Source organism: Bacillus sp. TH13 (assembly GCF_016651175.1).
Lineage (GTDB): Bacteria > Bacillota > Bacilli > Bacillales > Bacillaceae_G > Bacillus_A > Bacillus_A thuringiensis_S.
Genome location: NZ_JAEKEJ010000025.1, coordinates 3,508,441 through 3,520,967 on the forward strand (window position 1 = coordinate 3,508,441; position 12,527 = coordinate 3,520,967).

Consider the following 12,527-nt stretch of genomic DNA (forward strand, 5'->3'; position numbering starts at 1 on the left):
AATGAAAGCCGTCTTATATATATGTCATGGAAGTCGTTTGAAGACAGCGAAAGAAGAGGCGATTCAATTTATTACATCGTGCATGAGCCGTATAGAAGCGACTATTCAAGAAGTTTGTTTTTTAGAGTTAGCGAATCCTTCTATTGAAGATGGTTTTCGTACATGTGTGAAGCGTGGGGCCACGGAGATTATTGCTATCCCTGTTTTTTTATTAGCGGCAGGTCATGTGAAGAAAGATATTCCGTTTGAATTGGTAAAGCTCAAGAATCAATATCCGAATGTTAAAGTGACTTATGGTAATCCGTTTGGTGTATCAGAAACACTTGTTAAATCGGTGTATAGCGGAAGTGGCATCGAACAGGAAGATAAAAATGAAGTGACGTTACTTCTCGTTGCAAGAGGGAGCAGTGATCCTGAAGTATTAAGAGATATAAACTGGATTGCTTCTTTATTTCAAACAAAAGAGAAGGTTAAAAAAGTAGAAGTTTGTTATTTAGCAGCTGCAGAGCCAAAATTTGAGGAGAAGTTAAAGGAAGTTGTAGAACGAAAAGAAAAGAACATCGTTGTACTGCCTTACTTGTTATTTACAGGTTTACTTATGAAACATATTGAGAAAGAAGTGCGCCAATATGAATTGGAAGAGATAAAAATCAGTCCATATTTAGGGAAGAATGAAGCGTTTCAAGATATGTTAATTCAGAAAACGACGGAGTTATTGAAAGGAGATCAGTATGTATCCACTTACAGTGCGAGTTAATGAGAAACGCGTTGTTGTTATTGGCGGGGGAAAAGTTGCAGGATTTAAAATTATTCCTTTACTCAAACAGGGTGCGGATATAGTTGTGATAAGTCCAGAATTAGATGCGAATTTAGTAAAACTTGTGGAAGAAAAGAAAATTCGTTGGTATCAAAGAGAATATGAAAAAAGTGATATTAAAAGTGCTTTTTTAGTTGTTGCAGCGAGTAGTGATTCAATATTAAATGAACAAGTTGCTGAAGATGCCGCCGAGAATCAATTAGTAAATGTTATTACAAATCCGGAAAGTGGTAATGTTCACTTTCCGGCAGCGATTCATCGTGGTTTGCTTAATATAGCAGTTTCTACTGGGGGAGCGAGCCCAAAGCTCGCAAAAAAAATTCGAGATGAGATTGCAAATAAATATGATGAGACATATGAATCGTATTTAGATTTTTTATATGAAGTAAGGTTGAAGTTAAAAGATTTACAGTTAGAAAAGAGGGAACGAAATATATTGCTCCAAGAAGTGTTGAAATCAGTATATGTGCAAAACGAGGGGAAAAGAGAAAGTTTTTTACGAGAGTTAGAGGAAAAGGTTTTAAAATAATAAAAGATAAAGTGCGCTTTACAAATATAAAAATATAATTTATAATCACAAGTAACTTCAATAGATGAAATCGATGAGCAAGAAGAGTACGTATATTTGATGCGTTCAGAGAGCTGGGATTAGGTGGGAGCCCGGTACGATAAAATATACAGAATGGGCTTGCGAGAGGTATGTTGAACATTGTAGTAGGCAACCCGGGTTCCGCCGTTAAAAGGATAGAGTATCGGAATTATTCCTGTACTTGAACAAGTGGGATTTATCAATCCAATTGAGGTGGTACCACGGTATTTACATTACATATATCGTCCTCTACATGCATATTTGCGTGTAGGGGACTTTTTTATTTTCTAAAGGAGGTGTGCGAGTATGAAATGAAAGTGTATAATTAACAAAAGTTTAAATATTCAGAAAAGGAGAATTTATGATGAAAGAAACACAGCAATGGACGTCGAAAATAGGCTTTGTACTCGCAGCAGCCGGAGCCGCAGTAGGTCTTGGTGCAATATGGAAATTTCCATATGTTGCAGGTAATGGCGGGGGAGGCGCATTCTTCCTTGTATTTTTACTATTAACTTTATTTATAGGTATGCCTCTTCTAATAGCGGAGTTTGTTATTGGACGTAGCACGCAAAAAGAGGCGGTTACAGCTTATAAAGTACTAGTGCCAAATAGCAAATTATATCCTTGGATTGGTCGTATGGGAGTTGTTACTTGTTTTAGTGTACTATCTTTTTATAGTGTTGTAGGTGGATGGATTTTACTTTATTTATATTATAGTGTGACAGGAAGTTTCTGGAATGGAGTAGCTGATTATGGACAATTGTTCGGTGAAACGATTTCAAATCCATTAAGTGCGATTGGAGCACAATTTATCTTTATGCTTTGTACGATTTTTGTTGTAAGTAAAGGTGTAGAGAAAGGTATAGAAAAGGCAAGTAAGTACATGATGCCGCTATTATTTATTTTATTTATTGCGATTATTGTTCGTGCGCTAACACTCGATGGTGCTTTTGCTGGAGTAGAGTTCTTCTTAAAGCCAGATTTTTCAAAGCTTACAGCAGATACGATTTTATATGCAATGGGACAATCTTTCTTCTCGCTAACAGTAGGTGCCTCAGTAATGGTAACGTATAGTTCGTATTTAAAGAAAGAGGAACATTTAACGAAATCAGCAACATCTATTGTAAGTTTAACTGTTTTTGTTACAGTACTTGCAGGATTAGCAATTTTCCCAGCGATTTTCGCATTAGGAGTTAAACCGACTGAAGGGCCAGGATTACTGTTTATCGTCCTTCCAGCAGTATTTGCAAAAATACCATTTGGTCAATTTTTCTTTATTATGTTTTTAATTTTATTCTTCTTTGCGACTTTAACATCAGCAATTTCAATGCTTGAAATTGTAGTAGCATCTGTTGCGAAAGGTAATGAGAAGAAGCGTCCATCAGCATCATTATTAATTGGTATTCTTATTTTTGCAGTCGGTATTCCATCGGCGTTATCATTTGGGATTATGAGTGACGTGAAAATATTTGGGAAAACATTCTTTGATTTAGTCGACTTTTCGGTAAGTAACGTATTGCTACCGTTAGGAGTACTAGCTATTTCATTATTTGTACCAAATAAAATGAGTAAAGAATTGTTAATGAAAGAATTAGAAGTGACGGAAACGAAAGGGAAAACGCTATTTAACATTTGGTTCTTCTTACTTCGTTATGTTATTCCAGTAACTGTAATGATTGTATTTTTAAATGCGATAGGTGTATTTAAAATGTTTGCATAAAAAAAGGCGGGGATCTCCCGTCTTTTTTTATGTTGATGAATGTAATAGACGATTATACGCTTTATAGGCTGTGGTGACTGCGAGGAATGAACCGATTAAAAATAAAACTGAGCCGCCAAATGTAAATATCCGGCCAATATACGTTTCTCTAGCTTCTTCTATTTTTTGTTGTAATTGCGTATTCATATGGATCACCTCGTAAACTATAGGCATTTAGTTATAGTTTATGTAGAATGCCTATATTGTGTGAAGTGTAAATAAAAAACCTCGGTAGGCACCGAGGTTTTTTATAATCCGATATAAGGAGATGGGTCAACTGCGTTTGTCTTGCCGACATTCCATTCTCCAAGATGAAGTTCGAAGTGTAAATGTTGTCCGTATGATTGGCCCGTATTCCCCATAAATCCAAGCTGATCGCCTTGTTTTACAGTTTGTCCATTCGATACAGAACGGCTATTCATATGAGCATATACTGTCGTATATGTTTTTCCGTTTATACGGTGAGATAAATACACTACGTTTCCGTAACTAGATGATAATTCTGAGCGAATAACAACGCCATCTGCAGCAGCGATAATTGGAACCGTTCCCGAAGCAGCGATGTCAATTCCTTTATGGTTATCTAAAGAACGTACACCAAATCCGGAAGTTTTTGATCCAGCTGCTGGTTTGATAAAGCCACCGATATTTGTATCATGTGGTGTTGGGGCCGCTTGAGTTGCTTGAGCAGATTTAGTAGCTTGTTGTTTGCGAGCCTCTTCTGCCTGGCGAGCTTCTTCCGCTTTACGAGCTTCTTCGGCACGTTTTTCTTCTTCAATTGCTTTTTGAACAGCTTGACGTTGATTTTCTAAAATGCCTTTGGATTCTTCTAATCCTTCAATCTCTGAATCTACTTTTGCTACTTTCGTATGTAGATCGTTAATAAGAGTTTGTTGCTGTTGTTGGTTATTTTGTAATTCTTGCTGTTTTTGTTCTAGTTTTTGTTCAGATTCTTTCAGTTGTTGTTCTTTTTTCTCAACAGCCTCTTTTTCTGACGTTACAGCATTTTGATCAGATGTTTGTTTTTTTACAATATCTGTATCGTTGTTTAATATTAAACTTACGGAGTACATATTATCAACAAGATCAGCAATGTTGGTAGAGTTTGTTAATACTTCTGTAATGATATTTGTACGCGGTTTTTCTTGCATAGATTGTAATCGTTGTTTAATAACTTCCTGACGTGTATCTATGTTTGTTTGTAATTGTTCTATATGTTTCTTTTTGTCAGTAATTACTTGTTGTGTTTTGCTAATTTCTTTTTTTGTATCGTTTAATTCAGTCTCGTTTTTATTAATGGAAGTAGTTAATTCATCGATTTTCTTCTGTAATTCTTGAATTTCTTTTTCTATTTGTTCTTTCTCGACTGATTTATTTTGTAAGTCACTTTGTTTGCCTTCTAATTCAGATTGAATGTTAGATAATTTATCTTGATTCGTTTCAGCGTATGCGGGTGAAAGTAACGGGGAAGCAAAAATCGTTCCTGCTGCTAAAACACTAAACGCTGCAAATTTCTTTTTCATTGTTGTCTGACTCCTTTCCCTATGAATGTTATATATCATAAGAAGAAGAGTGTCTATCGTTGTAATCATAATGTAAAGAAAACTTTATAAAATTGCTAAGTTTTGTCGGAATTTATCATTTTTCAACTTTAATTGTCATAGTACTTACATTTTATTTATATGTGTAACAAAGGTAAAATTTGATTAATTTGTAAAATACAGGAGGGAAATAAGAGTTTTTGTGGGGTGAAATATTACTTAGAAAGCCAATAAAATACTAGTAAGGAATCGTTCTCATGTGAGGTTTTCTGACATGAGTTTATTTTTTGTCAAGAAAATTATTTGTGTTCGGGCAAAGTTATTTTGTTGTCAGATTTTAAATTTTGATTTATGATTTTTAACAGGGACAAAATGTAGTGAATTGTCGAATAATATGTAATACTCTTAATTTCTTAGTTTTATAGAGATAGAATGAGAGATAGAGTGACACATCGAAGAGGGGGTTACAACAAATATGAAAAGAATAGGACTTGCATGGCAAATATTAATAGGACTTGCACTTGGTATTGCAGTTGGGGCGATTTTCTTTGGCAATCCGGCTGTAGTGAGTTATTTACAACCAATTGGTGATATTTTCATCCGATTAATTAAAATGATCGTTGTACCGATTGTTGTAGCAAGTATTGTTGTTGGGGTTGCTGGTGTTGGCGATGTTAAAAAACTAGGTCGACTAGGCGGAAAAACAATTCTTTACTTTGAAATTATTACAACAATTGCAATTATTGTTGGTCTATTAATAGCGAATATTTTCCAACCAGGAAAAGGCGTAAATATGGAGCAGTTAACAAAGACAGATATTTCGAAATATACACATACGACAGAGCAAGTACAAAGTCATTCATTTGCAGATACATTTGTAAATATTGTTCCAACGAACATTATGAAGTCGTTAGCTGACGGAGATATGCTTGCTATTATTTTCTTCTCTGTACTATTTGGTTTAGGTGTAGCAGCAATTGGTGAAAGAGGAAGACCAGTTCTTCAATTTTTCCAAGGTGTAGCTGACGCAATGTTTTACGTAACAAACCAAGTTATGAAATTTGCACCATTTGGTGTGTTTGCACTAATTGGTGTTACAGTTTCTACATTTGGTCTTGCTTCATTAATTCCATTAGGGAAATTACTAATTGTCGTATATGGAGCAATGATTTTCTTCGTCGTAGTTGTCTTAGGACTTACAGCGAAAATATTTGGAATTAACATTTTCCAATTCTTTAAGATTTTAAAAGACGAGCTGATTTTAGCGTATTCTACAGCAAGCTCAGAAACAGTTTTACCAAAAATCATGGAGAAAATGGAGAAATTCGGTTGTCCGAAAGCAATTACATCTTTCGTTATTCCGACAGGTTATTCATTTAACTTAGATGGATCAACTTTATATCAAGCAATTGCGGCTATTTTCTTAGCGCAAATGTACGGTATTGATTTATCTATTACACAACAAATTACATTATTGCTTGTATTAATGGTTACATCAAAAGGTATCGCAGGTGTACCGGGCGTATCATTCGTTGTATTATTAGCGACACTTGGTACAGTAGGTATTCCACCTGAAGGCTTAGCGTTCATTGCTGGTATTGACCGTATTTTAGATATGGCTCGTACAGCAGTTAACGTTGTAGGAAACTCTTTAGCAGCTGTAGTTATGTCTAAGTGGGAAGGTCAATATGACGCTGAAAAAGGACAAGCTTATTTAAAAGAGATTTCTGAAAAGGGTCAAGCGGCTTAATTATAATATGAACAAGCTCTCACATAATATGTGGGAGCTTTTCTGTATATAGAAGAGGAGCAGACATAATGAAACGTAAATATGGTGACGGTTCTTCGTGGAAGAGGCTAATAGAAAAGAGTTATACGGTTAAGCAAGTGGAAGAGGGAATACTCGGAATACTGGATATAAAAAAGGTGAGAGAGCCTAGTCGTAAAGAATATGATGGTAAAGAAATTTGTATTGCAAGTGATGGGTATACGTGGGTTCAATATTTCATTAATGGAAAGAACTTTGCGATTACAGCTATGTTAGATGATAGGCACAATTTAGTGCAATATTATATTGATGTGACGAAAGAATATGAAATAGACGATCGTGGTTTACCGTATTTTGATGATTTATATTTAGATGTAGTATTATTACCCAGCGGTAAGGTGTATATATTAGATGAAGAGGAGCTAGAGGATGCTTATAAAAGTGGCGATGTCACGAAGGTAGAGTATGAGTTAGCTTGGTACACTACGAAATGGATATTAGCAGCAATAAAAAATAGTGAATTTTATTGGATTTCAATATTGGAAGAAGAAATCGAAAAGTTAAAATGATTGTTGTATTCAAATTTTTGTATAATTACCAAAAAAATCTATACAAAAAATAATTGACTTTTGTTTTGTAAGCGAGTAAAGTTAGGGAAGAAATTATTATTAAAAAATAAATATGAAACCTTCTTATAAAGAGAGGCGGAGGGACTGGCCCTACGATGCCTCGGCAGCGGACTCGATTTCAGAGTGCTGTGCCAAATCCAGCAAGCGTGTGCTTGAAAGATGAGAAGAGTGTTTCTTATAGATGTATAAGACCTCTTCTCATCGGAAGAGGTCTTTTGTTATTCATTAGAAAAAGGTTGAAACTAGGGAGAGATGGTACTTTGAAAGAAACGAGAGGAAATGGTTTAGCTTTATTACCACTTGGGATATTTTTGGCGCTATTTATTGGTTCTGGAATTATTACAGGTGATTTCTATAAATTGCCGATACTTGTAGCGATTTCAATTGCTGTAGGAGTCGCTTTAGTGATGAATCGTAAAGAAAGTTTTAATGTGAAAGTAGAGCGGTTCGCTAAAGGAGCAGGAAATCCAGATATTATGATTATGGTATTAATTTTTGTGCTTGCTGGTGCATTTTCTGAAACTGCTAAAGGAATGGGCGGGGTAGACTCAACTGTTAATTTAGCGTTAACTATTTTACCGCCAGGATTTATCGTAGCTGGAATCTTTGTTATTGGTGCATTTATTTCATTAGCGATGGGAACTTCAATGGGAACAATTGCAGCGTTAGCACCGATTGCTGTAGGTATTAGTGGTCAAACTGATATCTCAATTGCGCTTACGATGGCTACTGTTGTTGGCGGAGCGATGTTTGGTGATAATTTATCATTTATTTCAGATACAACAATCGCAGCTGTTCGTTCACAAGGAACAGAAATGAAAGATAAGTTTAAAGCGAATTTTTTAATTGTATTACCAGCGGCTATTATTACAATTATACTATTAGTGATAGTTACTTCAGGAAGTGATACGCAGATTAAAGCGCATAGCTTTGATTGGATAAAGATTTTACCGTACGCAGGAGTACTTATTACAGCGCTACTTGGGTGGAATGTACTTATCGTATTAACTGGTGGAACTGTATTATCTGGTGTTATCGGTCTTATAGATGGAAGTTATACGTTAGAAAGTTTCTTTAAAAGTGTAACGACTGGACTGGGCGGTATGATGGAGTTAGTATTACTTGCTATATTAATTGGTGGTATGGTTGAATTAATCCAATATAATGGTGGTATTCAATATTTAATGAATGTATTAACACGTAATATTCGTTCGAAAAAAGGAGCGGAATTTGGTATTGCTGGTTTAGTGAGTATGACGAATATGTGTACAGCGAATAATACGATTTCTATTATCTTTACAGGCCCGCTTGCAAAAAATATTGCAGATCAATATGAAATAGACCCTCGTAAATCAGCGAGTGTATTAGATCTTTTCTCATGTTGTGTGCAAGGGTTAATTCCGTACGGTGCCCAAATGTTAACGGCAGCAGGATTTGCAGCGTTATCTCCGGTTGAATTGTTACCATATGCATTTTATCCAATTTTAGTTGGAGTATGTGGGATTGTTTCTATTTTAATTGGGTTTCCAAGGTTTTCGAAAGTAGCTGAGAAAAAAGAGTATCATAAAACAGCTTAATTTAATATGAACGTTAGTAATTAAAAAACGTGCAGAGAATAGACTCTGCACGTTTTTTTGCGTAAAGGGCTGAATATGACTCGGTCTTAAGTCTGAGTTAAAAACGGTTCTTAAGCTCGTTATGGAAAGATGAAAAAATAGTTAAGATAAGAGTATCAAATCGAAGGGAGGCAAGCACAAGATGAAACAATTTCTAGCGTTTATCGCAGCCGGTATTTTGGCTTTAATTGCTCTTGGTAGTCTTGCTGGTATTGTAGGATTCGCAATCGGAGCAGGAGTTGTATATTGGAGCTATAAATCATTTGTGCGAGCTAAATCATTTTTTGGAAAGTTAGCTTGGGGTATTGTTGGTTTAATCGGTTTATCCATTGCACTTTCTCATTCACCAGCATTAATTGGTATCGCTGCTTTAGTGGTTTTATACTACGGATACCGTGAGTGGAAAAAAGAAAAAGATGTAGTTGTTGAATCTGCTCCAGAAAGTTCTAAACCATATAGCAACTTTGAAGATGAGTGGAACAAATTAATGAAAAACTAAAACAATAAATCAAATTATAAATAAAGTAGAAGAGAGGAAGATTTATAATGAAACAATCTTTATTCGGACGTGTACGCGATGCAATTTTAGCTGATTTTCATAACGTGTTAGATGAGAAGGAAAGAAAAAATCCAATTGCGATGTTAAACCAATATTTACGTGATAGTGAGCGTGAAATAACAAAAATTGAGAAGTTAATTGAGCGTCATAAAACATTAAAATCTAACTTCGCTCGTGAGCTTGAGCAAGCACGTTATTTCGTTAATAAAAGATCAAAGCAAGCTATCATTGCTCAAGAAGCAGACGAATTACAATTGCACGAACGTGCGTTAGAAGAGGTAGCTTATTATGAAGGGCAAGTAACTCGATTAGAAGAAATGTATGCAGGTGTTGTAGAGCAAATCGATGAGTTAGAGCGTCGTCTTTCTGAAATGAAAAATAAATTAAAAGAAATGCACGCAAAGCGTATGGAACTAATGGCACGTGAAAATATGGCACATGCAAATCGTCGGATGAATACTGCGATGCATAAAATGGATGAAAATAATCCGTTCTTACGATTTGAAGAAATTGAAGATCACATTCGTGACTTAGAAACTCGTATGAATGAAGAGCATGAGCGTGACACATTTGATATGAAAATTGCAAAACTTGAGCGTGAAATGAAAGAAAAGAATGATGTATCGTTAACGAAAGAGTTAACAAAATAATAGTAGTATATTATAAAACAGGCTTATGATATAGTGATAGGAGAAAAGGTGTTGGAAAGCAATGCCTTTTCTTCTATGTATATGTGACAAGAAGGGGGGGAGCTGAAGTGAAGAAACATTTTTCAAAGACACAATTAATGGGGATGCTCCTCATCATATTTGGATTCGGTCTTTTTCTTGATATGATACTTGGACATTTTGAACCAGGTGGTCTCATTTTTGCATTTATTATGCTTATGTTTGGAAGGCATTATCGTAAAAAGAATCGTTATGTACGGGGAAATGTATTTTTATTTGTTGGTGGTATCGTATTTTTATTTTTCTTATTTTCATCAGCAGCATTTGTTCTTGTCGTATTTGCTTGTTTAGCTTTAATTGGTTATCAATTGATTCAACAAGGACATCAGCAAAAAGCAATGAAGGTTGAAATTAAAGAAAAAGGGATTATAGACGAAGAGAAGCAAATATATCGTACAGAACCATATTTGAAAAATATGTTTGTAGGCAATGTACGAATGATGGATCATATTTATGAACTTGAGGATATTAATGTTCAATATGGTGCTTGTGATGTGGAAATAGATTTAACAACTGCTATGATTCCAGAAGGAGAAACAGTAATTGTTATTCGAGGTGTCGTTGGTAATATTCGTTTATATGTGCCATATGATATTGAACTTTCTTTAAATCATTCTGTTATTGTCGGCCGTGTGCTCTTGCCAGGTCATGAAGAGACAGGGTTTAACCGCAATGTTACATTTAGAACAGAGCAGTATAAAGAGGCTCCTCGTCGTATTAAAATTATTTCTTCGCTTGTCGTAGGCGACACGGAAGTGAGGAAAGTATAATGAAGAAACAAAAAAATATTTCGTGGATGTATATTCGTTATTCTATGTTGTCCTCTGTTAGTATCGCACTCATTTGTACAATTGTATATGTATGGAAAAGCGAGCAACAAGTGTATGATTTATTATGGAAGGAATCCATCGCTTCTGTTCCAATTGGCTTGTTTATTATGACTACAAGTTTACTTATCGGGGGAATTGTAGGATATGCAATCGGTTACTATATAGAGCAGCGTATACAAGGATTAAATACTTTTCTATTTGAAGTAGAGCGAGGGAATTTTCCGAGTGATGTTTCGTTTACTGCGGATGATGAATTTCATGAAGTGGAACGAAAAGTAATCGTTCTGGCTCGTCGATTAGAGGAGCAAGCTGGACTCTTTCAAAAAGTAACGAATGAACGAGCTCATTGGAATGAAGAGATGAGACAAGAAGCGATTTCTCAAGAAAGGCATCGCTTAGCAAGGGAGTTGCATGATTCAGTAAGTCAGCAGCTTTTCGCAATGTCGATGATGATGTCAGCGATTAATGAACAAATAACTGAATTTCCAGATGTGACAAAAAAACAATTACAACTTGTTGAAAATATGGTTGTAAATGCTCAATCAGAAATGAGAGCATTGCTCCTTCATTTACGTCCTGTACAATTGGAAGGTAAGAAACTGACAGAAGGTATAGAGGAATTATTAACGGAATTATCGCGAAAACAACATATGAAAATTGAATGGCTTATTGAGCCAATAGAATTAAAAAAAGGTGTAGAAGATCATTTATTCCGTATTGTGCAAGAAGCGCTATCAAATACGTTGCGACACGCGAAGGCAAAGAAAACAGAAGTGCGCCTTCGAAAAATTGATCAATATGCGATTTTAAAAATCATTGATGACGGTGTTGGGTTTGAAGTAGGCGTTAATAAAGCCGGTTCCTATGGCTTAAGATCGATGCAAGAGCGTGTTCATGAAATTGGTGGGACACTCAAGGTACTGAGTTTCCCGGCCAAAGGTACACAAATAGAAGTGAAAGTACCGATTATGCTTGAGAGAGGGGGAGAAGTATGATAAAAGTATTGCTTGTCGATGATCATGAAATGGTTCGTATGGGTGTATCGGCATATTTATCTACACAACCAGATATTGAAGTGGTCGGGGAAGCTGAAAATGGAAAAAAAGGATCAGAATTAGCACTGCAATTAAGACCGGATATTATTTTAATGGACCTTGTTATGGATGAGATGGATGGTGTCGAAGCAACACGTGCTATTATTCAAGAATGGCCAGAAGCAAAAATTGTAGTTGTAACAAGCTTTTTAGATGACGAAAAATTGTATCCTGTTATTGAGGCTGGGGCGACTAGTTATTTATTAAAAACATCAAAAGCAAGTGATATTGCAGATGCTGTACGAGCTACTTATGATGGAGAAACGGTATTAGAGCCGAAAGTTACCGGGAAAATGATGTCCCGTATGCGTCAAAAGAAAGAGCAACCTTTGCATGATGACTTAACTGAAAGAGAGTTTGAGATTTTGTTATTAATTGCAGAGGGGAAAAGTAATCAAGAGATTGCGGATGAGTTATTTATTGCACTGAAAACGGTAAAGACACATGTGAGTAATATATTAAATAAATTGAATGTAAGTGATCGTACTCAGGCAGTTATTTATGCATTTAGGCATCAATTAACGAAGTGATAAAGTGAAACTTTAATCAGTGGGGGTTTTGTTCATCCCCCGTTGATTATTGGCTCGCTACAATATA

General features: G+C 35.5%; 13 protein-coding genes, 1 riboswitch and 1 other annotated feature. Of the genes, 11 read left to right on the forward strand and 2 right to left on the reverse strand.

Annotated features, from left to right (window positions below):
- The first annotated feature begins 1 nt into the window (after position 1).
- The 3 genes from JFU02_RS26635 (at position 2) to JFU02_RS26645 (ending at position 3,126) form a co-directional block, all read left to right on the forward strand.
- Positions 2-757 (forward strand): sirohydrochlorin chelatase, encoded by a 756-nt coding sequence (locus JFU02_RS26635; RefSeq protein WP_000648889.1) that lies wholly within the window; start codon positions 2-4, stop codon positions 755-757.
- Positions 732-1,346 carry an NAD(P)-binding protein gene (locus JFU02_RS26640; protein ID WP_000283359.1) on the forward strand — a complete coding sequence of 205 codons (615 nt, stop codon included), beginning with the start codon at positions 732-734 and terminating at the stop codon, positions 1,344-1,346. The genes JFU02_RS26635 and JFU02_RS26640 overlap by 26 nt, the downstream gene beginning before the upstream one ends.
- Before the next feature lie 64 nt (positions 1,347-1,410).
- Positions 1,411-1,659, forward strand: a binding site (T-box leader).
- A 111-nt stretch (positions 1,660-1,770) separates the two neighbouring features.
- On the forward strand, positions 1,771-3,126 hold the full coding sequence (locus tag JFU02_RS26645) for a sodium-dependent transporter (RefSeq protein WP_201072172.1): 1,356 nt from the start codon (positions 1,771-1,773) through the stop codon (positions 3,124-3,126).
- 27 nt (positions 3,127-3,153) lie between these two features.
- On the opposite strand, the gene JFU02_RS26650 is transcribed toward JFU02_RS26645, so the two are convergent.
- The gene (locus JFU02_RS26650) at positions 3,154-3,312 is read right to left on the reverse strand and encodes a hypothetical protein (RefSeq protein WP_001096001.1); all 159 of its coding nucleotides are present in this window, start codon (positions 3,310-3,312) and stop codon (positions 3,154-3,156) included.
- Between the two features lie 101 nt (positions 3,313-3,413).
- Entirely contained in the window at positions 3,414-4,688 is a 1,275-nt protein-coding gene (locus JFU02_RS26655) for a murein hydrolase activator EnvC family protein (protein WP_000726071.1), read from the reverse strand.
- Between the two features lie 493 nt (positions 4,689-5,181).
- Between JFU02_RS26655 and gltP the strand changes: the two genes are divergently transcribed.
- The 8 genes from gltP (at position 5,182) to JFU02_RS26695 (ending at position 12,460) form a co-directional block, all read left to right on the forward strand.
- Positions 5,182-6,456 (forward strand): glutamate/aspartate:proton symporter GltP, encoded by a 1,275-nt coding sequence (gltP, locus tag JFU02_RS26660; protein WP_000821140.1) that lies wholly within the window; start codon positions 5,182-5,184, stop codon positions 6,454-6,456.
- Positions 6,457-6,524: 68 nt separating this feature from the next.
- Complete coding sequence (locus JFU02_RS26665; RefSeq protein WP_000824659.1) at positions 6,525-7,043, forward strand: ribonuclease FAU-1 family protein; 519 nt, start codon at positions 6,525-6,527, stop codon at positions 7,041-7,043.
- A gap of 120 nt (positions 7,044-7,163) precedes the next feature.
- Positions 7,164-7,269, forward strand: a riboswitch (SAM riboswitch).
- Between the two features lie 94 nt (positions 7,270-7,363).
- Entirely contained in the window at positions 7,364-8,680 is a 1,317-nt protein-coding gene (locus JFU02_RS26670) for a Na+/H+ antiporter NhaC family protein (protein WP_201071898.1), read from the forward strand.
- Positions 8,681-8,861: 181 nt separating this feature from the next.
- The gene (locus JFU02_RS26675; RefSeq protein WP_000808640.1) at positions 8,862-9,218 is read left to right on the forward strand and encodes a lmo0954 family membrane protein; all 357 of its coding nucleotides are present in this window, start codon (positions 8,862-8,864) and stop codon (positions 9,216-9,218) included.
- Between the two features lie 47 nt (positions 9,219-9,265).
- Positions 9,266-9,928, forward strand: coding sequence for a PspA/IM30 family protein (locus JFU02_RS26680; protein WP_000814124.1), 663 nt, complete (start codon positions 9,266-9,268; stop codon positions 9,926-9,928).
- 107 nt (positions 9,929-10,035) lie between these two features.
- Positions 10,036-10,776, forward strand: coding sequence for a cell wall-active antibiotics response protein LiaF (gene liaF, locus JFU02_RS26685; RefSeq protein ID WP_000716094.1), 741 nt, complete (start codon positions 10,036-10,038; stop codon positions 10,774-10,776).
- Positions 10,776-11,831 (forward strand): sensor histidine kinase, encoded by a 1,056-nt coding sequence (locus tag JFU02_RS26690; protein ID WP_000744327.1) that lies wholly within the window; start codon positions 10,776-10,778, stop codon positions 11,829-11,831. The genes liaF and JFU02_RS26690 overlap by 1 nt, the downstream gene beginning before the upstream one ends.
- The gene (locus JFU02_RS26695; protein ID WP_000598701.1) at positions 11,828-12,460 is read left to right on the forward strand and encodes a response regulator; all 633 of its coding nucleotides are present in this window, start codon (positions 11,828-11,830) and stop codon (positions 12,458-12,460) included. Before JFU02_RS26690 ends, JFU02_RS26695 begins: the two co-directional genes overlap by 4 nt.
- The last annotated feature ends 67 nt before the right edge of the window (positions 12,461-12,527 follow it).

What these genes read in the sequence shown, in the direction of transcription:
- JFU02_RS26645 (WP_201072172.1), top strand. Translation starts at nt 1,771, where the DNA reads ATGAAAGAAACACAGCAATGGACGTCGAAAATAGGCTTTGTACTCGCA.
- JFU02_RS26650 (WP_001096001.1), bottom strand. Translation starts at nt 3,312, where the DNA reads ATGAATACGCAATTACAACAAAAAATAGAAGAAGCTAGAGAAACGTAT.
- JFU02_RS26655 (WP_000726071.1), bottom strand. Translation starts at nt 4,688, where the DNA reads ATGAAAAAGAAATTTGCAGCGTTTAGTGTTTTAGCAGCAGGAACGATT.
- JFU02_RS26690 (WP_000744327.1), top strand. Translation starts at nt 10,776, where the DNA reads ATGAAGAAACAAAAAAATATTTCGTGGATGTATATTCGTTATTCTATG.
- JFU02_RS26640 (WP_000283359.1), top strand. Translation starts at nt 732, where the DNA reads ATGTATCCACTTACAGTGCGAGTTAATGAGAAACGCGTTGTTGTTATT.
- gltP (WP_000821140.1), top strand. Translation starts at nt 5,182, where the DNA reads ATGAAAAGAATAGGACTTGCATGGCAAATATTAATAGGACTTGCACTT.
- JFU02_RS26675 (WP_000808640.1), top strand. Translation starts at nt 8,862, where the DNA reads ATGAAACAATTTCTAGCGTTTATCGCAGCCGGTATTTTGGCTTTAATT.
- JFU02_RS26680 (WP_000814124.1), top strand. Translation starts at nt 9,266, where the DNA reads ATGAAACAATCTTTATTCGGACGTGTACGCGATGCAATTTTAGCTGAT.
- JFU02_RS26665 (WP_000824659.1), top strand. Translation starts at nt 6,525, where the DNA reads ATGAAACGTAAATATGGTGACGGTTCTTCGTGGAAGAGGCTAATAGAA.
- JFU02_RS26635 (WP_000648889.1), top strand. Translation starts at nt 2, where the DNA reads ATGAAAGCCGTCTTATATATATGTCATGGAAGTCGTTTGAAGACAGCG.
- JFU02_RS26695 (WP_000598701.1), top strand. Translation starts at nt 11,828, where the DNA reads ATGATAAAAGTATTGCTTGTCGATGATCATGAAATGGTTCGTATGGGT.